This window comes from Tunturibacter psychrotolerans, assembly GCF_040359615.1.
Taxonomy (GTDB): domain Bacteria; phylum Acidobacteriota; class Terriglobia; order Terriglobales; family Acidobacteriaceae; genus Edaphobacter; species Edaphobacter psychrotolerans.
The window spans coordinates 5419128-5438631 of record NZ_CP132942.1; the positions used below are offsets into that span (position 1 = coordinate 5419128).

Annotated in this window: 20 protein-coding genes; 12 read left to right on the forward strand and 8 right to left on the reverse strand. The window is 58.2% G+C overall.

Features of this window, described 5'->3' with window-relative positions:
- The first annotated feature begins 2 nt into the window (after positions 1-2).
- Entirely contained in the window at positions 3-776 is a 774-nt protein-coding gene (hisF, locus tag RBB77_RS22730; protein WP_353063981.1) for an imidazole glycerol phosphate synthase subunit HisF, read from the forward strand.
- 122 nt (positions 777-898) lie between these two features.
- On the opposite strand, the gene RBB77_RS22735 is transcribed toward hisF, so the two are convergent.
- The 3 genes from RBB77_RS22735 to RBB77_RS22745 all read right to left on the reverse strand — a co-directional run bounded on the left by RBB77_RS22735 (position 899) and on the right by RBB77_RS22745 (position 4390).
- Positions 899-1600, reverse strand: coding sequence for a HisA/HisF-related TIM barrel protein (locus RBB77_RS22735; protein WP_353063982.1), 702 nt, complete (start codon positions 1598-1600; stop codon positions 899-901).
- A gap of 117 nt (positions 1601-1717) precedes the next feature.
- The gene (locus tag RBB77_RS22740; protein WP_353063983.1) at positions 1718-2716 is read right to left on the reverse strand and encodes an aldo/keto reductase; all 999 of its coding nucleotides are present in this window, start codon (positions 2714-2716) and stop codon (positions 1718-1720) included.
- A gap of 636 nt (positions 2717-3352) precedes the next feature.
- Complete coding sequence (locus RBB77_RS22745) at positions 3353-4390, reverse strand: VWA domain-containing protein (protein WP_353063984.1); 1038 nt, start codon at positions 4388-4390, stop codon at positions 3353-3355.
- 183 nt (positions 4391-4573) lie between these two features.
- On the opposite strand from RBB77_RS22745, the gene RBB77_RS22750 reads away from it, so the two are divergent.
- Together RBB77_RS22750 and RBB77_RS22755 are read left to right on the forward strand one after the other, a co-directional pair.
- On the forward strand, positions 4574-5968 hold the full coding sequence (locus RBB77_RS22750) for a VWA domain-containing protein (RefSeq protein WP_353063985.1): 1395 nt from the start codon (positions 4574-4576) through the stop codon (positions 5966-5968).
- Between the two features lie 33 nt (positions 5969-6001).
- The gene (locus RBB77_RS22755) at positions 6002-6892 is read left to right on the forward strand and encodes an EamA family transporter (RefSeq protein WP_353063986.1); all 891 of its coding nucleotides are present in this window, start codon (positions 6002-6004) and stop codon (positions 6890-6892) included.
- Positions 6893-7083: 191 nt separating this feature from the next.
- On the opposite strand, the gene RBB77_RS22760 is transcribed toward RBB77_RS22755, so the two are convergent.
- Together RBB77_RS22760 and RBB77_RS22765 are read right to left on the reverse strand one after the other, a co-directional pair.
- Positions 7084-7890, reverse strand: a complete 807-nt coding sequence (locus RBB77_RS22760; RefSeq protein ID WP_353063987.1) for a polyphosphate kinase 2 family protein — start codon at positions 7888-7890, stop codon at positions 7084-7086.
- Positions 7891-8088: 198 nt separating this feature from the next.
- Complete coding sequence (locus RBB77_RS22765) at positions 8089-8301, reverse strand: Sec-independent protein translocase subunit TatA/TatB (protein WP_353063988.1); 213 nt, start codon at positions 8299-8301, stop codon at positions 8089-8091.
- Between the two features lie 147 nt (positions 8302-8448).
- On the opposite strand from RBB77_RS22765, the gene RBB77_RS22770 reads away from it, so the two are divergent.
- Positions 8449-9273, forward strand: a complete 825-nt coding sequence (locus RBB77_RS22770) for a hypothetical protein (RefSeq protein WP_353063989.1) — start codon at positions 8449-8451, stop codon at positions 9271-9273.
- A gap of 89 nt (positions 9274-9362) precedes the next feature.
- Here RBB77_RS22770 and glgC read toward each other — a convergent pair whose 3' ends face one another.
- The 3 genes from glgC to RBB77_RS22785 form a co-directional block, all read right to left on the reverse strand.
- Positions 9363-10679, reverse strand: a complete 1317-nt coding sequence (gene glgC / locus RBB77_RS22775; RefSeq protein ID WP_353067695.1) for a glucose-1-phosphate adenylyltransferase — start codon at positions 10677-10679, stop codon at positions 9363-9365.
- Positions 10680-10845: 166 nt separating this feature from the next.
- Positions 10846-11166 (reverse strand): hypothetical protein, encoded by a 321-nt coding sequence (locus tag RBB77_RS22780; RefSeq protein ID WP_434557089.1) that lies wholly within the window; start codon positions 11164-11166, stop codon positions 10846-10848.
- A gap of 164 nt (positions 11167-11330) precedes the next feature.
- Complete coding sequence (locus RBB77_RS22785) at positions 11331-11483, reverse strand: hypothetical protein (protein ID WP_353063991.1); 153 nt, start codon at positions 11481-11483, stop codon at positions 11331-11333.
- A gap of 130 nt (positions 11484-11613) precedes the next feature.
- On the opposite strand from RBB77_RS22785, the gene RBB77_RS22790 reads away from it, so the two are divergent.
- From RBB77_RS22790 to gcvPB, 8 genes are all read left to right on the forward strand, one after another.
- Positions 11614-12111, forward strand: a complete 498-nt coding sequence (locus RBB77_RS22790; protein ID WP_353063992.1) for a hypothetical protein — start codon at positions 11614-11616, stop codon at positions 12109-12111.
- A 46-nt stretch (positions 12112-12157) separates the two neighbouring features.
- Positions 12158-13780 carry an acyl-CoA mutase large subunit family protein gene (locus RBB77_RS22795; protein ID WP_353063993.1) on the forward strand — a complete coding sequence of 541 codons (1623 nt, stop codon included), beginning with the start codon at positions 12158-12160 and terminating at the stop codon, positions 13778-13780.
- Between the two features lie 104 nt (positions 13781-13884).
- Positions 13885-14430: a hypothetical protein gene (locus tag RBB77_RS22800; protein WP_353063994.1), complete on the forward strand. Its 546-nt coding sequence runs from the start codon at positions 13885-13887 to the stop codon at positions 14428-14430.
- 252 nt (positions 14431-14682) lie between these two features.
- Positions 14683-15819: a glycine cleavage system aminomethyltransferase GcvT gene (gcvT, locus tag RBB77_RS22805; protein WP_353063995.1), complete on the forward strand. Its 1137-nt coding sequence runs from the start codon at positions 14683-14685 to the stop codon at positions 15817-15819.
- 55 nt (positions 15820-15874) lie between these two features.
- Positions 15875-16264: a glycine cleavage system protein GcvH gene (gene gcvH / locus RBB77_RS22810; protein WP_353063996.1), complete on the forward strand. Its 390-nt coding sequence runs from the start codon at positions 15875-15877 to the stop codon at positions 16262-16264.
- Positions 16264-17607, forward strand: coding sequence for an aminomethyl-transferring glycine dehydrogenase subunit GcvPA (gene gcvPA, locus RBB77_RS22815; protein ID WP_353063997.1), 1344 nt, complete (start codon positions 16264-16266; stop codon positions 17605-17607). Before gcvH ends, gcvPA begins: the two co-directional genes overlap by 1 nt.
- 2 nt (positions 17608-17609) lie before the next feature.
- Entirely contained in the window at positions 17610-17954 is a 345-nt protein-coding gene (locus RBB77_RS22820; RefSeq protein WP_353063998.1) for a hypothetical protein, read from the forward strand.
- A gap of 2 nt (positions 17955-17956) precedes the next feature.
- Positions 17957-19504 (forward strand): aminomethyl-transferring glycine dehydrogenase subunit GcvPB, encoded by a 1548-nt coding sequence (gene gcvPB / locus RBB77_RS22825; RefSeq protein WP_353063999.1) that lies wholly within the window; start codon positions 17957-17959, stop codon positions 19502-19504.

Here is a 19504-nt window from a genome sequence, read left to right on the forward strand (position 1 = left end):
CGATGCTGACCAAGCGGATCATCGCGTGTCTCGATGTACGCGACGGGCGCGTGGTGAAGGGCGTGCAGTTCGTGGACATCGTCGATGCAGGTGATCCGGCGGAGTTGGCGCATCGTCATGCGGCTGCGGGGGCGGATGAGATTGTGCTGCTGGATATTACTGCTACGCATGAGGGGCGCGGGACGCTGCTTGAGACGGTGAAGCGGACGGCTGCGGCGCTGTTTGTGCCGTTTACGGTTGGAGGCGGAATTCGGAGTGCGAAGGACGCTGCTGCGGTGTTCGATGCGGGCGCGGATAAGGTGAGTGTCAACTCGTCGGCGATCGCGCGGCCGGAGCTGATTGGCGAGATTGGTGGGAGCTTTGGAGCGCAGGCGGTGATTGTGGCGATCGATGCTCGTCGTGTTGAAGGACGAGGCGTTGAGGAGGCTGAAGTTTTTGTGAGTGGTGGTCGGAAGGCTACGGGGCGGCGGGTTTTGGATTGGGCTCGTGAGGCGGAGGAGCGAGGGGCCGGGGAGATTTTGCTGACTTCGATGGATACCGATGGGATGCGGGGTGGGTTTGATTGTGAGTTGACCGCGATGGTGAGTGGGGCGGTGCAGATTCCGGTGATCGCTTCGGGTGGGGCTGGAACTGCGGGGCACTTTGTTGAGGTGTTTGGAAGGGGTAGGGCGGATGCTGCGCTTGCGGCTAGTATCTTTCACTTTGGGGTGACGGACTCGCGGGAGTTGAAGGGGGAGTTGCAGCGGGCTGGAGTTGCGGTTCGGCTTCCCTGCTAGTTATTTGAAAGATCTGTCCTGCCGGACGGGCCCTCTACGCGTGGCGCGCCCACTTCGTGCAGTGTGTACCTTTTCTTGCTCGACTCGACGCTTCGGTCCTCCCGTTGGTCGGGTTGGAGTGGTTATGCTTTCATGGCGCCGGAGTAGACGGCCATTCCGGCTACTGCGTCTACCCCCATTGCGTCTAAGGCTTCGATTTCGCTCTGTTCTTTGATTCCTCCAGCTACGATTAATTGTTTGGCGGTGCAAGCTCTTAGGATTGCGGCTACGTCGATGGGGAAGCCCTGCATGGTGCCTTCGGTGTCTACGTGGGTGTAGAGGAAGGCGGCGCAGTAGTCTTCGAGCCAGGTGATGGCTTCTTCGGGTGTGAGGTCGACGGAGTCTTTCCAGCCTTTGATGGCGACTCTTCCGGCCTTGGTGTCTACGCTGAAGACGAGTGCTTCTTCGCCGAGTTCGGATTTGAGGCCTTCGGCGAACTCGAGATAGATGAGCTTGTGGCGGCGGATGTGATCGGGTTCGGCTGGGCGGAAGAGGCTGGAGCCGTAGATGACTCGTTTGGCTCCGGCGTCGAGGAGGATTTTGCCGTCTTCGGCGGTTTTTAATCCGCCACCTACCTGACAGGGCAGGCGCTTCGCGATCATCTCGATGAGGGCGCGGTTGTCGCCAAGACGCATTGCGGCGTCAAGGTCGATGAGTTGGACCAGCGGGTACTTGGCGAAACGCTCGATCCAGTATTCGAAGTCGTCGAATGCTAGTTTTAGCTTTTCGCCCTGGACTAGCTGGACGATGCGGCCTCCCATGAGGTCGATTGAGGGGATTAGCATCTGTTGTGCTTTCTCTTTTCTTTCTTCTCTGCTTGTCCTGCCGGACGGGCCGCCTGCGCGGCGGGCGGTCACTTAGTGACTTGTGTACTCCTCCCGTTGGTCGGGAAATGCTCTCTGTTAGCTGAAGCCCAGGACTGAGTGGGGGATGTACGGTTCTTCTAGTGAGGCGATTTCTTCGGGCGTGAGCTTGACGGAGAGGGCGGCTGCGGCGTCGGTCAGGTGATTCGGTTTGGTGGCGCCGACGATGGGGGCAGTTATGTAGGGTTTGCTGAGCATCCAGGCTATGGCCAGTGTGGCTTGCGGGACGCCACGCTTTTCGGCGAGTTCGGTGAGGCGATCAACAACTTTTTTGTCGGCGTCTTCCGTCTTTGTGTAGATGGATTTGGCGAACTGGTCGGTGTCGTTACGCTTGGTCGTCTCTGAACCCCACGCACGGGCTAGACGTCCGCGAGCTAACGGGCTCCACGGGATGACACCGATATCTTCGGCCTGGCAGAGACCCATCATCTCGCGTTCTTCTTCGCGGTAGAGAAGGTTGTAGTGATTTTGCATGGAGACGAAGCGGGTCCAGCCGTGGAGGTCTGCGGTGTAGAGCGCCTTGGCGAACTGCCAGGAATACATCGAAGAGGCTCCGATGTAGCGCACCTTGCCTGACTTCACTACGTCGTGGAGGGCTTCCATGGTCTCTTCAATGGGTGTCTCGTAGTCCCAGCGGTGGATCTGATAGAGGTCGACGTAGTCGGTGCCCAGGCGCTTGAGGCTTTCGTCCAGCTCAAAGAAGATCTGCTTGCGGGAGAGGCCTTTCGCGTTGGGGTCGTCGCGCATCGCGTTGAATAGCTTGGTGGCGATGACGGTGTCTTCGCGTTTGGTGTTGGCTTTCAGGAAGCGGCCGAGGAGCTCTTCACTAGAACCTACGGTGTAGATGTTGGCAGTGTCGAAGAAGTTGATGCCGAGGTCGAGGGCCTGTTTAAAGAAGGGCTGGCTGTCAGCTTCGTTGAGAGCCCAAGCGTGGCTGCCGGGGCGCAAAGGACCAGCCGGTGGGACACCGTAGGACATGCAGCCGAGGCTGAGGCGTGAGACTTTGAGGCCGGTCTTGCCGAGATTTATGTACTCCATGCTGGCTCCTTGATTCGGAAGGGGTACCCCCTCCCCCCTGTAGGGTATTTTGGACGCAAAATACTTGTATTCAATGGCTTACAGAGGGGTAGTGTCTGCAAAATATTCAATACAAATGGGTTACGCGCAAAATACTTGTTATCAATAAGTTATGTGCTGGACGTCTGACTTTCTTCTCGTCTTTCCAAATTCAGTATAGCGGTTGGGCGCTAACTCATATGCCACGCGGATGTCCTTGGTTTGTAAGGAGTTGAGCGGTTATTAGGCTTGACATGCGATTTTGGGTGGAAATTGCGAGAAAACCAAAAGCACAGGCAATGGGACTGGACTTTAGTTCGGGTTTTGGGGCTCTCGGAGTCCTTTGCATTGCAAGTAGTGATAAATATTTGTACGTGCGATCTTAGCGTCCTTGCGCATGTCTGTGTGTTTGCTTAACGATTCGGCAAAGGCAAATGCGGGGGTTTCTCCACTGCGCGACGAACGATGAAACTGTCCACCGCTTCGGTCGAAATGACGACTTTGAGTAGACGGAACTAAGACAGGCAAAGGCAACAGCAGATCCCCTTCAGGGATGACAACCAAACGGCAACCGCAAAAGCAACAAACGACTACCGCAGCGGCCGCTGAAACAAACTTCTAGTCGTCTTTGCCCTGGGCGTCGGCTAGGGCGTAGTAGCCTTTGCGGGCCTGGATCTTCTGGCCAGGCTGGCAGGTGATGTTGAGGGTGCGGAAGGTGCCGTCGATTTTGGTGTTGGTGGGGGTGAAGCTGGCGAGGTATTGGGTGCGGAGCTCGTCCTGAATCTGGTCGAAGGCCTCTTGTAGCTTCTTGCCGTTGTTGCCTACGTTGATGACGCGGCCTCCGGTGTCGGTGGCGAGCTTCTGCATGTCGCGTTCGCCGGTGTCGGCGAGATTGATGCCGAAGCCTCCGCCGTAGAAGCCTCGGTCGGAGAGGAGGATGACGTAGACGATGGCGTTGGCTTTCTGTGCGGCTTCGGTGGCGGATTTCAGAGTCTCCTGTGAGCCCTGATCGCCTCCGTCGGTGAGCAGGACGAGGATCTTGCGGCCGGCCTCCTGACGGAGTTTGTCGTGGGCGGCGAGGTAGACCGCGTCGAAGAGGAGGGTGCCTCGGGCGGTGCCGTTGCCGGTGACGGAGCCGGTGCCGGCGCCGGTGTTGATCTCGGCGGAGTCGATGGAGCGTTTTATCTCGCGGGGGCTGTTGGTGTAGTCGGAGAGGAGGTTGACGTTAATGTCGAAGGAGATGAGGAAGGCTTCGTCTTTGGGGGTGAGGACGTCTTTGAGGAACTCGGCGCCGGACTGCTGCTCGAGGGGGAGGACGTTGCGCTGGCTGCCGCTGGTGTCGAGGAGGATGCCGATGGTGAGGGGGAGATTTTTTTCCTGGGTGAAGTTCTTGGTCTTCTGGGGAGCTTTGTCCTCGGCGATGCTGCAGTCGTCTTTGTGGAGGTTGGTGATGAAGCCGCTCTTGTCGCGGACGGAGAAGTAGACGTTGACGAGGTTGACTTGAACTTTGAGGGTCTCGGTGTCGCCGATGTCGACGGGCTGGGCGGCGGCGCTGCTGGCGGGGGGTGGACCGCCGGGTTCGGCTGCTTCTTGTGCGCGGAGGGCTGGGGTAAGGCAGAGAGCAAAGGCGACGGCGGCGAGCGAGAGAGAGCGCATACCGTATTAGACGACGAAGTTGAAGGGGAGTCTTGGGAAAAATGTGAGTGGGGTGGAGAGGCCGGGGCGTAACTTTGCGTGGCGGAGGGGAGTCCAAGGAGGTAGTCGGCGCAGGTGTCAGCGGATGGGGATGGCGGCGGGGATGTTGCGCTGGTAGTCTGGTAGTTCGTGAAGCTTTGGGTTGTGAAGGCCCGGCTGGAAGGTATGGGGGATTTTCGCGTGGTTGTGGTCAGAAACAGTGTGTTGGCAGGGGCTTTGGCGTGCATGATGGCTGGACAGCCAGTGTTGACGCTGGCGCAGCAGGAAGCGCCGCAACAGCAGACGATCCCTGATGGGCCAAAACCACAGACGATTCCCGATGCTCCGAGCCCGCAGGGGCTTGGGGTGGGGCCGGTGACGCCGGGGGCTGGGACGACGCCGGACTCGAATGGAGATACCTCGGCGCCTGCTTCGCAGGATGGAGCCGTGCCGACTAAGTTGCCGACGACCGCGGCGCAGAAACAGGATGACGGGCCGCCGCCTGAGGTTGCAACGGGCGGGCAGGGGCCTGACGCGTTTACGCTGCGGGTGCAGACGAACTTTGTGGAAGTGCCGTTTACCGTGAAAGACAGCAAGCAGCGGCTGGTGCCGGGGCTGACGTGGCGCGATGTGCGGGTGTATGAAAACAACCTGAGGCAGCAGTTGGCGCTGTTTACGGTGGATCCGTTTCCTCTGTCGGTGGCGCTGGTGATCGACCAGAGCATGACCTACGACAACATGACAAAGGTGAATAATTCGCTGGCTGCGTTGCAGGGAGCGTTCACACCGTATGACGAGGTTTCGGTGTTTACGTATAACAACGGACCGAAGATGCAGACGGACTTTACCGGAGCGCAGAGTGCGCGATTGATGGCGGTGCTGGATCGATCGAAGGCGCCAGGGCGCGAGCCTCTGTACTACGACACGACGGGACCGCTGGGGCAGAACATCAACATCAACGGTGGACAGGATAGTCACACCGACCCGAATACGAATGCGACGCATGGGACGAGCATTCTTGGGATACAGAACGTTCCGCGGGATGTGCATACGTTGAACGATGCGATTCTAGCTGCGGCTACGGCGCTATCGAAGACCAAGACCGGGCGGCGGCGGATTGTCTATGTGATCAGCGATGGCAAGGAGTATGGAAGCACGGCGAAGTTTTCGCAGGTGGTGAAGTACCTGAACACGAACAAGATTGCGGTGTATGGGACGCTGGTGGGGGATTCGTCGCTGCCGGTGATTGGATTTCTGGACAGGATGCACCTGCCGTTGACGATGCGGGACAATATCCTGCCTGCTTATGCGAGTGCTACGGGCGGAAACTTCGATGGCGAGTTCCGGCAGAAGGGGATCGAGACGAGCTTTGCGAAGATTGCGGAAGAAGTGCGGACGCAGTATACGGTCGGCTACTACACGCATCAGCCGTTTATCGATGGCAAGTACCGGACGCTGGAGGTGAAGGTGCTGAGGCCGAACCTGACAGTGCTGGCGAAGAAGGGATACTACCCGACGGCGGGCGACTCGCGGCCTGCGGGGATTGTGTCGGTCAAGTAAGGGCCGCGGTCGGCAAGGCCTGATCGGAATTTGATGGAGATGCTGGTGCACGGAAATGCGCTGATGGCGCTTGCCGCCGCAGTGCTGTGGGGCGGTGGGGATTTTTCGGGCGGCATGGGCGTAAAGCATGCCGGCGGCTCGATGGGTGCGGCGTTGCGAGTGATTCTGTTGAGCCACTGCTTGAGCTTTAGTGTGCTGGTGTTGATTGCCTGGGTGCGGGGAGATGCGTTTTTGCATGGGGCTGCTCTGGTTTGGGGGCTGGTGGCGGGGGTGACTGCGGGGGTGGCGCTGGCTTGCTTTTATATTGCGCTGTCGCGGGGGGCGATGGGGGCTTCGGCGGCGCTGAGTGGGCTGCTGGCGGCGGCAATTCCTGCAGCGTTTTCGGCGAGTGAAGAGGGATCGCCGGGTGTGCTGCGGGTGGTTGGGTTTTTGGTGGCGGGAATGGCGATTTGGCTGATCGCTGCGGGCGAGAATGCTGAAGCTAAGCCGGCGGAGAGGAGCACTGTTTGGTTGGCGGTGATCGCGGGGGTTGGGTTTGGGATTTACTTTACGGCTCTGAAGCTGGCTGCTGCGAAGACGGGTGTGGTCTGGCCGCTGGCTACGTGCAGGATTGGGAGCTTGACGGTTTGTTCGGTGATGTTGGCGGGGATCTCGCTGCGGGCTAAGAAGGGTGAGGTTCAGGCGCGCATGTCGCGGCCGGTGGCGGTGTGGGCGGTGGCGACGGCGCTGCTGGATACTTCGGGGAACCTGCTCTACATTGAGGCGACGCGGGCGGGGCGGCTGGATGTGGCTGCGGTGCTGGCTTCGCTCTATCCGGCGTCGACGATTCTGCTGGCGGCGTGGACGCTGAGGGAACGGCCTACGCGGCGGCAGGGGTGGGGGATGGCTGTGGCGGCTGCGGCTGTGGTGATGATTACGCTTTAGCGCTGTGGGTGTTTTGGCGGTTAGGAACAAACAGCGGCGAGAACAACAGCAACAGGAGATGCCCTGCGGGGATGACAATCAAAGAACAGGCAACGTCAAAAGCAACCGCAGATCCCTTCGGGATGACAAGCAAAGGAACGGGCAACGGCAACGGCGAGACGACGGCTGCTGGTGTGGGCGTGGTGTAGTGGCTAGAGTTTGATGGTGGAGGCGTCGAGGGTGGGGGCGGGGTATTTCAGCTTGAGGCTCTGGAGGGCTTCGACGATGATCGCGGAGATGGCGATGTTGCGATACCACTTGTGGTCGGCGGGGATGACGAACCAGGGGGCGTGCTTTGGGCTGGTGGCGGAGAAGATGCGGTCGTAGGCATCGGTATATTGGGTCCAGAACTTGCGTTCGCGGAAGTCGGCCTCGGAGAGCTTCCAGTGCTTTTGCTTGTCGTCGAGGCGGGATTGGAGACGGCGGGTTTGTTCTTCGTGGGAGATGTGGAGATAGAACTTCAGGATGAGGACGTCGTTGTCGAAAAGCATGCTCTCAAACTCGTTGATGTCGTCTAGGCGGCGACGCATGACTTTGTCGGTGATGACCTTGTGAACGCGCGGGGAGAGGACGTCTTCGTAGTGGGAGCGGTTAAAGATGTTGATCATGCCGCGGGGCGGGACCTGGGCGTGGGCTCGCCAGAGGAAGTCATGACGGGCTTCGAGCGGGGTGGGGACTTTGAAGGACGCGACATCGCAACCCTGCGGATTGATGCCGGAGAAGATGTGGCTGATGGTGCCGTCTTTGCCGGCGGTGTCCATTCCCTGGAGGACGATGAGCAAAGCTTTGGTCTGGCTGGCGTAGAAGACGTCCTGAAGATCGGCGAGCTGGGTTCGGTGTTTTGCCAGGACCGCCGCAGCTGATTCTTCGGACTTGTACCCTGCGGTTTGCGACGTCGACTTTTTCGCGAGCCGAACTTGCGCGTGCGGCTTGATGAGATAAGGGGACTTGATCTTCATGAGAGCGGCTTCCTGATTGAGTAGATTTGGCGACCTGACTGAAAACCCATGTCTCACGTCGAGACATGGGCATCCGCATTTCTACCAAATTTTGGTGTTCTGCACCATCAGGACTTCGCTCTTAGACGGCGGGTGCTGTTTGCAGAGCTGACACGCCGGGCCAGGGTGGCTCCGGGTACGCCGTTTGTCCTGGGAGGTCTACTTGACGGTCTCTTCGGGCTTGGGGGTGACGGCGTGCGCGCTATCCCCTGGCTTGTTGACATCGTCAGTGACGCCCTTCATACCATCTTTGAAGCCGCGGAGACCTTCGCCGAGGCCTTTGCCGAGCTCGGGCAGCTTTTTGCCGCCGAACAGAACCAGAACGACTACGGCAATGACGATGAGATGTGTCGGTGTAAATAGTTCGCCCATACTGTTTCTCCCCGCAGCCTGGCACATACCTCGACTGCCACCCACTATTGTCGCACAGGTGCAGTCTACTGAGAGATACGCGGCGGCGGCCGAGGCAGATGTTGGCTGAACGTTATATCTTGGTAACTGGAACAAGTGCGGGAGCAGATGCTGGAAGAGATTCGGAGACGGATGTTGCGATTGAAGACAAGTGGTGCTTGGAGAGTGACCGGGGCGCGGGAGACGGGAAGACGCGCAATCTTTGGAGTGTTGACAACGGGTTTGTTAATGACGGGCGCGACGATGAGCCGGGCACAGGCTACCTCGTCCTCTTCGACGGCGGTGCCGGCAACGCAAACGACGACAGTACCGATCTCGAACACGAAGATCGCGCTGGCGGCGCCGGTGACCTACGACAACAAGTATGAGTTTTATGTCGGACTCAACTTCATGAACTTCCAGGCGGGTCAGTCGCTGCCGAAGCGAATGAATATGGGTGGCGCGGAGTTTCTTGCGACGTACTGGCTTCCCGGCGACCATTGGTTTACGAATCATGTGGGCATCGGCGCGCAGTATCGTGGCGAGGCGGGAACGACGCCGGTGTTTGGGCAGGCGCAGGGACTTCCCTACAACCTGAGCCGTCCGCTGGTTTACATGAACATGGGAATGCTGGGTGCGCAGTACCGCGGACCGAAGAACCAATATGTCGCGGTCAACTACCACGCCTATGGCGGCGTATCGCACGGGACGTTTGACGATGACCTGAGGCCGGGACAACCGGGTCAGCCTACGTTCTCTCAGATCACGGGGCTCTATACGAACCGGACCAAGCCGATTGCGGCGCTGGGCGGCAGCATCGATATCAACCGGTCGAAGAACTGGGCAATTCGACTTTCGCCGGACCTGATCCTGGAACACTTCGGGACTGAGACGCGCGAGTTCTTTGCGATCTCGGGGGGTGTGGTTTATCGGTTGGGGAAGCAGAAGAACTAACGTTTATCGTTGCGTCTGAAGAGAGAAGCGGGTCGCCTGATTGGCGGCCCGCTCTTCTTTTGTGAGTCGATGTTGTGGAGTTCCCTGCTCTACCAGGTGTTGCCTTGCTGCAGGAATTCGGGGGAGACGGGATTTTCGTAGACGGAGTAGTCGCGGGTGACGATGGTTAGGCCGCTTTGTGAGACGAAGTAGTTTTTCTTGTCTTCGTTGGGGTCGTAGCCGATGACGGTGCCGTCGGGAATGTGAACGTCGCGATCGATGATGGCGTGGCGGATGCGGCAGTGGCGACCGATGTTGACGTGGGCGAAGATGATGCTGGAGTCGACATCGGCGTACGAGTTGACGCGAACGTCCTGAGAGACGACGGAGTTGCGAACGACGGACCCGGAGACGATGGTGCCGTTGGAGACGATGGAGTTGATGGCCATGCCGGTGCGTCCGGGTTCGCCGAAGACGAACTTGGCAGGCGGGTACTGGTAGGGGCGCGAGCGCATGGGCCAGGACTTGTCGTAGAGGTTGAAGGTGGGGGTGACGCCGGCGACGTCCATGTTGGCCTCGTAGTAGGCCTCGAGGGTACCGACGTCGCGCCAATAGAGAGCCTTCTGCCTGTTCTCGTCGACGAAGTTGTAGGCGTGCATTTTGACGCGGCCGAGGATGTTGGGCAGGATGTCGTGGCCGAAGTCATGCTTGGAGTTGGGGTCTTCGGCGTCTTTGATGAGCTCGGGGAGGAGGACGTCGGTGTTGAAGATGTAGATGCCCATGGAGACGTCGACCATGTCAGGGTTGAAGGGGGAGCGGATTTTGGTCTCTTTGGGCTTTTCCTCGAAGCCGAGAACCTCTCCGTTGCTGGCGACTTCGACGACGCCGAAGGAGGGGACCTCGTGAGGGGCGATGGGGAGGGTGGCGAGGGTGACGTCGGCGCCGGAGTCGACGTGCTGCTGCATCATGAGGGCGTAGTTCATCTTGTAGATGTGGTCGCCGGAGAGGATGAGGACATATTTTGGCTGTTCGGAGCCGATGGAGTAGATGTTCTGGTAGACGGCGTCGGCGGTTCCCTGGTACCAGCTCTTGGAGACGCGCTGCATGGGCGGCAGGATCTCGATGAACTCGCCCAGTTCGTTGGCGACGACGGTACCCCAGCCTTCGCGGATGTGACGGTTGAGCGAGAGGGCCTTGTACTGGGTGAGGATGTAGACGTGGCGGAGGTCGGAGTTGATGCAGTTGGAGAGAGTGATGTCGATGATGCGGTACTGCCCGGCGAAGGGGACGGCCGGCTTTGCGCGATCGCGGGTGAGGGGAAAGAGCCGTTCGCCAGCGCCACCAGCGAGCAAAACACCAAGAGTATCTTTCATAGTCTTTCGAGCTCCGACTTCTGCGTTGAGCGGCTGATCTTCATAGCACGTCAGTCAGATGCACAAAGCGACTCGCGTGTTACAAGGAAACGCGAGTCTACCACGGTGAGATTGACTTTGGAATGTAGAGGGCAGAGCGGAGGGGACGAGGCCCGATTTATGTGGCCTGGACCTCGTCAAGTGAGAGGCTGCCTTCACTTCGGTGCTTAGACTACTTTGCTTAGACTTCGGTGCTGCCGGTTGAGTCGGTATTGTCGGTTGGTTCGTCTTCAGCGAGGCTGATGCGCAAGGACTTCAGAAAGTCTACGTCGTTTGAGGTGAATGGCCCCTCGATGCCTTCGTCTGCAGCATCGGTGACCTCATCGGCTTCTGCCTCAACCTCGTTGAGACCGATGGTGGCCTCAAGCATGAGGAGGACATCAAAACCCTGTTCGCGGATGTTTTTGACGACGCCTGCTATATCCTCTGACTCCGAAACGGACTCGTGGATTGCTTCGCCAAGTTTCTGTATCAGGTTTTTGACCTTCTGATTCAATGCCACCTCCAGGCTTCCCTATGGTTCGAACTACTCCACGCATCGGGTATTCCCAGCGAAGGTGACCGGCGGGAACGGCATTGCGGGTATGTCGGCGTCACTGGTTAAAGAATACGCCCATGGAAGCGGAGGCTGCAACGGGATTTCTTTGGTGAAAAAGGAGATGGAGTCTAAGTGGTTTCCACTACAGGGGGATGGTCATCCCAAAAATTGTCTGGTCGATGGGCGAGAAGCTCTACGGGCAGAATGTGGCGGCATCCGAAGACCAGAAAACCGGTGGTGGCGGCGCAGAGGTCGATGACTGTCCAAAGCGTGCTCTTCATCGATTTGCTCCCCCTTTTTTGTTCTGATTCCGTGGCGCGGAAAAACGATGCGTCGGGGAATGGAAATGAGGAAGAAAGTTGGCGCTGACGTCGCTTTGGTGGATGCAGGGGGAACGGCTACACTCTGGGTATGGATTCGGTTCGGTTTGGACGTGCGCTGGGGTTTGGAGCTCGTGCGGCGGCTAAGACGCTGGTGACCGCTGTGGATGCGGCGACGGCGCCGAACCCGTCTGGGGCACGCAAGGCTGCGGATGGACCCGGCACAGCGAGTATTGCTGCTGAGTCGACGGCGGCTCGGATGGGACAGAAGGCTGCGCAGACGACTCAGCAAGTGGTGCTGACGGGACAGGGGCTGAAGCGCGGCGGGAAGCGGTTTGGCGAGGCGGTGTGGGGACCGTTTGTGAAGCTGTCGGGGCAGCTGTGGCTGGAGCTGACCGGGGTTTTCTTTGGGATCTTCGCAGTGTCTGCGATGAGTAACGCGTGGAAGATGCGTGGACAGCTGCGGGAGACGGCGGGGAATCATGATGCTCATGTGCATCTGCTAGTGGCTGTGGCGATGGCGGTGGTGTTTGGGTATTTTTGCGTCAGCAGCTTCGTGAAGTCGAGTCGCAGAGGTAAGCGGAGCTAGTTGCCGGCGCGCCGGTGAGGTGGGCTGACGGGTACACTTGTTCGGCATGTCTGAAGACACTAAAAACAAATCGGGGAAACCTGAGACCAGTTCTGGAATTCCAGTGGAGCTCGTGTATCGGGCTGAGGATCTTGCGGGCTTCGACGGGGCCGCAACGGTAGGCGAGCCGGGGGAGTATCCGTTTACGAGGGGGATTCAGCCCACGATGTATCGCGGACGGCTGTGGACGATGCGCCAGTATGCGGGCATGGGCGACGCGGAGGAGTCGAATAAACGGTACAAGTTTTTGCTCGCGCACGGGACCAAGGGGCTGAGTGTGGCGTTCGATCTGCCGACACAGATTGGGTACGATTCGGACTCTCCGCTGGCGTTAGGTGAGGTGGGGAAGGTTGGGGTTGCAATTGATTCGATCGAAGATATGCAGCGGTTGTTCGATGGGATTGAGCTGGATACGATCTCGACCTCGATGACGATCAACGCTACGGCTTCGATTCTGCTGGCGCTGTATGTTGCGGTGGCGAAGCGGACGGGCGCGAATGTCGCGAAGCTGAGTGGGACGATTCAAAACGACATTTTGAAGGAGTACATTGCGCGCGGGACTTATATCTTTCCAGTGACGCATGCGATGCGGTTGGTGACAGATATCTTTGCGTGGGCGGCGAAGGAGGTGCCAGAGTGGAATACGATCTCGATCTCGGGTTACCACATGCGCGAGGCTGGATGCACGGCTGTGCAGGAGGTGGCGTTTACGCTTGCCGATGGGATGACGTATGTGCAGGCGGCGATTGATGCGGGGTTGGATGTGGATTCGTTTGCGCCGCGGCTGAGTTTTTTCTTCAACTCGCATAACAACCTGCTGGAAGAGGTGGCGAAGTTTCGCGCGGCGCGGAGGATGTGGGCGCGGATTATGCGGGAACACTTTGGCGCGAAGAAGGAGCGCAGTTGGATGCTGCGGTTTCATACGCAGACGGCGGGTTCGACACTGACGGCACAGCAGCCGGAGAACAATGTGGTGCGGACGACGCTGCAGGCTCTGGCTGCGGTGCTGGGAGGGACGCAGAGTCTGCATACGAACGGGTTCGATGAGGCACTGTCGCTCCCTACGGAAAATGCAGCGCGAATTGCATTGCGGACACAGCAGATTTTGGCGCATGAAAGTGGTGTGGCGCAGACGGTCGATCCGCTGGCGGGGTCATTTTATGTGGAGTCGCTGACCAATGAGATTGAGCGGCGAGCAGAGGAGTATCTGGCTACGATTGGCCGGTTCGATCTGGGCGGGAACTATGGGATGCTGCACGCGATTGAGCAGGGATATGTGCAGCGCGAGATACAGAATGCGGCGTATGGATATCAACGGGCGGTGGATGAGAAGGAGGCCGTCGTCGTCGGAGTGAACGAGTTTGCCAGTGAGCAGGAGGTTGCGGTGCCGATTCAGCGGATCGATGAGGCGCTCGAAGGACGGCAGGTGGAGAGGGTGCGGGCGATGCGTTTGCGGAGAGACAAAGGCGCACATGCGGAGGCGTTGCGGAGGGTGGAAGATGCTGCGCGGGATGGAGGCAATCTGATGCCGCAGATACTTCATGCAGTCGAGAGCTACGCGACGGTCGGTGAGACTGCGGATGTGATGCGGAAGGTGTTCGGGGAGTACCGGGAGACGGTCACGGTGTAGTGTGCACTGCGGCGGCGAAACATTTGTGATTTGTTGAACGTCTGATTGGTTGCGCGGACGGAGGCTGGTTCGCGATGACTTCCGTCTTGCATTTGGAGGATACGATGATCCGAATTCGATCGATTACAGGTTTCTGTCCTGTCGCGTTTCTGTCTTGTGTCTTGTTTGCGGGGTTTGCGTCAGGACAGCAGCCTCTAATTCCTCAAACGGCGCCGGTACCGCCGGTGTTGCTGATGAGCGCGAAGAAGATCTTTCTTTCAAACGCAGGTGCGGACAGCGGGCTATTCCCTCACCCGTTCAGCGGCGATCCGGATCGGGCTTTCAACCAGTTTTATGCTGATGTCTTGAGTTGGGGACGGTATCAGTTAGTGGCTACTCCGGCGGAGGCGGATCTTGTCTTTGAGTTGCAGCTTTCTGCTCCAAGTGGGCCTTCGAATGCGGATAAATCGAAGGGGGCCTCTGATCCGCTTCCGATGTTTCGATTGGTGATTTATGACAGGCCGACGCACTATGTTCTGTGGGCGCTGACAGAGTCGATTGCACCAGCGGAGAAGCAGAAGACGCACGACCACAACTTCGACGAAGCGCTAGCGACCATTGTGCTGGATGCGGGACGATTAACTAAGTCGCTGCCTAGCGGGATGCAGTAAGGGATAGGGCGGTAAACGCCTAGGCAAAGTTTCACGGGATCATATCGACTTCATTCGTCCGCAAGAAGCGGGGACCGAGGAGACAGCTCCCGACGCGAGCTATGCCGTGTTGACGCAACAGGTTGAGATTTTCAAGACGATGAGTGTAAGGTGGTTCGCCGCGGGAGGCGAGTCCGCGAGTGGTTGGATGGGGCCGCTGGATGCTATCGTTTTAGGGCAGGACTCAGACAAGCAATAGAAGGAAGTACCGCTATGACAGAGACAATGGCCCCACTTCGCAAGACAGCATTGAACGCGGTACACCGGGCGGCTAAGTCCAAGATGGTTGATTTCGGCGGATGGGATATGCCGGTGGATTGCTGCGGGCTGATTGCGGAACACATGGCGGTGCGGACTGCGGTAGGTGTGTTCGACGTGTCGCATATGGGCGATATTCAGCTGCGCGGGCCCGGATCGCTGGCGGCGGTGCAGCATCTCTGTATGAACGATGCTTCGAAGCTTGCTGTGGGGCAGGCGCACTACTCAGCGATGCTCTATCCGAATGGGACATTTGTCGATGATGTGGTGGTGCATAAGCTTTCGGATAATGACTATCTGATAGTGATCAACGCGGGGACGCGCGAGAAGGATGTGCAGTGGGTGCGGAGGACGATTGGGCATATGCCGGGTGTGCATGTGAACGACTTCAGCGACTACTACACGCAGCTTGCGATTCAGGGACCGCGAGCTGCGGAGACTTTGCAGAAGCTGACTTCGACGGACCTGAGCTCGATCAAAAACTATTGGTTTACGTGGGGACAGGTGTGCGGGCTGTACAACGTGATGATTGCTCGCACGGGGTATACCGGTGAGGATGGATTTGAGATTTATATTCCATCGGATGAGCCGACGAGCGCGCGAGTGTGGGGCGAGGTGCTGGAGGCGGGAGCGGAGTTTGGGATTCTGGCGTGTGGGCTGGGCGCGCGGAATACGCTGCGGCTTGAGGCTGGAATGGCGCTGTATGGGCATGAGATCTCGGACACGATCAATGTGCTGGAGGCTGGGCTGGGGCGGTATGCGAAGCTCGACAAGCCGGAGTTTGTTGGGCGCGACGCCCTGTTGGAGGTTCAGGCCGCGGGTGGGCCGGGGCGCAAACTGGTGGGGCTGGAGATGATCGAACGCGGGATTGGCCGCGATGGTTACGCAGTATTTTCGATTGAAGGAAAGCGGCTCGGCGATATTACCAGTGGGTCGCCTTCTCCGTTTTTGAAGAAGAACATTGCGATGGCTTATGTGCCTGTGGAGTACACGGCGCTCGATACAGAGGTTGCGGTGGAGATTCGCGGCCAGATGGTGAAGGCAAAGGTTGTACCACTTCCCTTCTATAAGCGGCCGAAGAAAACTGCCTGACCGCAGCATCTACAATTGAGTTACCAACCTATCTTTGGATTTCGGAGAACGACGAATGGCTTACCCTGCGGACTATCGCTATACGAAGGAACACGAGTGGATCAAGGTCGATGGCAACATTGGCACAATTGGGATCACGGACTACGCGCAGAACTCGCTGGGCGATATTGTGTTTGTCGAACTGCCTAAGGTGGGCGATTCGGTTGAGGCGACAAAGAGCTTCGGTTCGGTGGAGTCGGTGAAGGCGGTGTCGGATCTTTTTGCTCCTGTTTCGGGCAAGGTGACGGCGATCAATGAAGAGTTGAAGGACGCTCCGGAGAAGATTAATGCGGACGCGAATACGACCTGGCTGCTGAAGGTTGAACTTGTAGATGCGAAGCAGGTGGATGGTCTTTTGACCGCAGCCGATTACGAGAAATTTACCAGCGAAGAGACCGGACACTAATGCGCTATTTGCCGAAGTCCCCCGTGGATCGCGAGGAGATGCTTGCCGAGATTGGCGTGGCGTCGATCGACGATCTGTTTTCTACGATTCCAGCGGAGTTTCAACTGAAGCGTGATCTGAAGATTCCACGGCAGCATGGGGAATCGGAGATTCTGGATCGCTTTCGTGAGTTTGCGGAGAATAATGCGGTTGGTTATTCGAGCTTTTTGGGCGCGGGAGTGTATCGGCACTATCGGCCGGTGATTATTGATTCGCTGGTGCAGCGTGGTGAGTTTTTGACCAGCTACACGCCGTATCAGCCGGAGATCTCGCAGGGTACGCTGCAGGCGATGTTTGAGTTCCAGACGATGATCTGCGAGCTGACGGGGATGGAGATTGCGAACGCGTCGATGTACGACGGTTCGACCGGGGCGGCTGAGGCGATCATGATGGCGGTGCGCGTGACGGGTCGCGATGGTGCGGTGATTGCGCGTACGGTGCATCCGGAGTATCGCGAGGTGATTGCGACATATGCGCAGCACCAGGAGATTCCGACGGTTGAGGTTGGGTATTCGGCGAATGGGCGTGTGGATCTGGCTGCGCTCGATACAGCGATCACGAAGGATACGGCCTGTGTGTTGATTCAGTCGCCAAACTTCTTTGGGACGGTCGAGGATGTTGCCGCGATTGCTGATATCGCTCATGCGAAGGGTGCGCTGCTGATCGTTTCGATCGCGGAGGCCGTTTCGCTGGGGATTGTACGGCCTCCGGCTGAGGCAGATATTGTTTCGCTTGAGGCGCAGTCGTATGGCGTGGCAGTTGGATACGGTGGTCCTTACTGCGGCGTGATTGCGTGCAAGGAGAAGTTCTTGCGGCAGATGCCGGGAAGGCTGATCGGCGAGACGAAGGATAAGGACGGCAAGCGTGGATTTGTGCTGACGCTGTCTACTCGCGAGCAGCATATTCGGCGGGAGAAGGCGACTTCGAATATCTGCACGAATCAGGCGCTTGTAGCGATGATGACCACGATCTTCCTGAGTGTGTATGGCAAGCAGGGGATGAAGGAGCTGTCGGAGCAGAATCTGGCGAAGGCGGCTTATTTGAAGAGTGTGCTAGGTGCTTCTGCTGGCGCTAAGGTTTTGTTTGATGGCGCGCCGCGGTTTCATGAGTTTGTGCTGCACCTACCGAAGAGTGCGGAGGAGACGAATGCTGCGCTGCTTGGACACAAGATTATCGGCGGTCTGCCGCTGGCGAAGTGGTATCCGGAGCTTGGGCCTAACGCGAGTTTGTGGTGCGCGACTGAGTTGACGACGCGGAAGCAAATGGATGCTGCCGCTGCGGCACTTGCGGGCAAGAAGGCTTAGCGATGGATGTTTCGGTGATTGTTGGCGAAGAGTTGAAGGCGGTTGAGTTTGTGGAAGATTTTCTGCAGCTTCGATTCGAGGCTCCTCTGCTGACGTTTTATGCGTGGCCGCATGTTTTGTTTCCGGAGTTTTCGGTGGCTTATGGCGAGCCGGAGTATCGGAATGCATTGTGCGCGCAGATCAATGACAAGGTTGTGCAGGCTTCGCTCGAAGAGGGCGATGCGCTGACGATCGAGTTTGAGAATGGCACGGTGTTTGGGCTTTCTTTGCGGGAAGAAGATTTGGATGGACCGGAGTCGGGGAGCTACTCGGAGACCGGAAGCGCAGCGGATGCGCAGGAGTTTTAACTATGGCAGTTGAGAAGTTTGTAGGGACGCCGAAGAAGGCTACGACGCACACGAATCAGAACGAAGATTTGATGTTTGAAAAATCTTCGCCTGGAAAGAAGGCTTATCGGCTGGCGCAGCTGGATGTGCCGTCGGTTGATTCGGTTGCGCTGCTGGGGGACTCCGTGCGGACGGATCTGGGCGTGATGCCGGAGCTGAGTGAGATTGAGATCATTCGGCACTTCACGCGGCTTTCGACGTGGAACTATGCGATTGATCTGGGGATGTATCCGCTGGGGAGCTGCACGATGAAGTACAACCCTCGCGTGAATGAGGCGGTGGCGCGGCTGGAAGGGATCGCAGAGGCGCATCCTTATCAGCCGGAGTCGTTGTCGCAGGGGTGCCTGGGGATTATGCAGACGCTGTCCGACGCGCTGATTGAGATTACGGGCATGGATGCGATTACCCTGCAGCCAGCGGCGGGCGCGCATGGCGAGTTTACAGGGATCCTGTTGGTTCGGGCTTATCACGAGAGCAAAGGCAATCCACGGAAAAAGATTTTGATTCCGGATTCGGCGCATGGGACCAATCCTGCGACTGCTGCTGTGTGCGGATATGAGGTTGCCAATCTGAAGTCGAATGCTCAGGGCATGGTGGATGTGGCTGAGCTGGAGCGGATGGTCGATGAAGATACCGCCGCGCTGATGCTTACGAATCCTTCGACCATCGGTGTGTTCGAGAGCGAGATTCACAAGATCGCAGATATTTTGCATGCGAAGGGCGCGCTGCTTTACATGGATGGCGCGAATATGAATGCACTGGTAGGCAAGACGCGGCCGGGCGATTTCGGCGTGGACGTGATGCATTTGAACCTGCATAAGACGTTTTCTACTCCGCATGGTGGGGGTGGTCCGGGGTCGGGGCCGGTGGCTTGCAAGAAGATTCTGGAGCCGTTTCTCCCTACGCCGATTGTGGTAACGAAGTCTGATGGAAAGCTGGGGTTGGAGTACAACCGACCACAAACCGTGGGCCGCGTGCGGATCTTCTATGGCAACTTTGGAATGTTTGTGCGGGCGCTGGCTTATATTCTCGCGAATGGGCCGGATGGATTGCGGCAGACGACTGAGGATGCTGTGCTGAATGCGAATTACATTCGCGCGAAGCTTGAGGGCACGTTTGATCTACCGTACAAAACCCAGTCGCTGCATGAGGTTGTGTTTTCGGACAAGCTGCAGGCTAAGAACGGCGTGAAGACGGGCGATATGGGCAAGCGATTGATCGACTATGGCTTCCATGCGTATACCGTCTCGTTCCCGCTGGTGGTGCAGGGCGCGATGATGATTGAGCCGACCGAGAGCGAGAGCCGTGAGGAGCTTGACCTGCTGATCGATGCGCTGAAGCAGATAGCGCGGGAGGCGGAGGAGAATCCTGAGCTGGTGCAGACGTCGCCGCATACGACGCGGGTGCAGAGGCTGGATGAAACTACTGCGGCCAGGAAGCCGATTCTTCGTTGGAGGGCTCCTGTGGCGCCGGAGCCGGTGCTGGTCGATACGGCCGCGAAGGAGTGGTAG

Excerpts from the sequence above, each read along its gene's own strand:
- RBB77_RS22760 (WP_353063987.1), bottom strand. The coding sequence starts at position 7,890 with ATGAAGATCAAGTCCCCTTATCTCATCAAGCCGCACGCGCAAGTTCGG.
- hisF (WP_353063981.1), top strand. The coding sequence starts at position 3 with ATGCTGACCAAGCGGATCATCGCGTGTCTCGATGTACGCGACGGGCGC.
- gcvT (WP_353063995.1), top strand. The coding sequence starts at position 14,683 with ATGACAGAGACAATGGCCCCACTTCGCAAGACAGCATTGAACGCGGTA.
- RBB77_RS22770 (WP_353063989.1), top strand. The coding sequence starts at position 8,449 with ATGCTGGAAGAGATTCGGAGACGGATGTTGCGATTGAAGACAAGTGGT.
- gcvPB (WP_353063999.1), top strand. The coding sequence starts at position 17,957 with ATGGCAGTTGAGAAGTTTGTAGGGACGCCGAAGAAGGCTACGACGCAC.
- RBB77_RS22740 (WP_353063983.1), bottom strand. The coding sequence starts at position 2,716 with ATGGAGTACATAAATCTCGGCAAGACCGGCCTCAAAGTCTCACGCCTC.
- RBB77_RS22785 (WP_353063991.1), bottom strand. The coding sequence starts at position 11,483 with ATGAAGAGCACGCTTTGGACAGTCATCGACCTCTGCGCCGCCACCACC.
- RBB77_RS22790 (WP_353063992.1), top strand. The coding sequence starts at position 11,614 with ATGGATTCGGTTCGGTTTGGACGTGCGCTGGGGTTTGGAGCTCGTGCG.
- RBB77_RS22765 (WP_353063988.1), bottom strand. The coding sequence starts at position 8,301 with ATGGGCGAACTATTTACACCGACACATCTCATCGTCATTGCCGTAGTC.
- RBB77_RS22735 (WP_353063982.1), bottom strand. The coding sequence starts at position 1,600 with ATGCTAATCCCCTCAATCGACCTCATGGGAGGCCGCATCGTCCAGCTA.
- RBB77_RS22745 (WP_353063984.1), bottom strand. The coding sequence starts at position 4,390 with ATGCGCTCTCTCTCGCTCGCCGCCGTCGCCTTTGCTCTCTGCCTTACC.
- RBB77_RS22820 (WP_353063998.1), top strand. The coding sequence starts at position 17,610 with ATGGATGTTTCGGTGATTGTTGGCGAAGAGTTGAAGGCGGTTGAGTTT.
- gcvH (WP_353063996.1), top strand. The coding sequence starts at position 15,875 with ATGGCTTACCCTGCGGACTATCGCTATACGAAGGAACACGAGTGGATC.
- RBB77_RS22755 (WP_353063986.1), top strand. The coding sequence starts at position 6,002 with ATGGAGATGCTGGTGCACGGAAATGCGCTGATGGCGCTTGCCGCCGCA.
- RBB77_RS22800 (WP_353063994.1), top strand. The coding sequence starts at position 13,885 with ATGATCCGAATTCGATCGATTACAGGTTTCTGTCCTGTCGCGTTTCTG.
- RBB77_RS22795 (WP_353063993.1), top strand. The coding sequence starts at position 12,158 with ATGTCTGAAGACACTAAAAACAAATCGGGGAAACCTGAGACCAGTTCT.
- gcvPA (WP_353063997.1), top strand. The coding sequence starts at position 16,264 with ATGCGCTATTTGCCGAAGTCCCCCGTGGATCGCGAGGAGATGCTTGCC.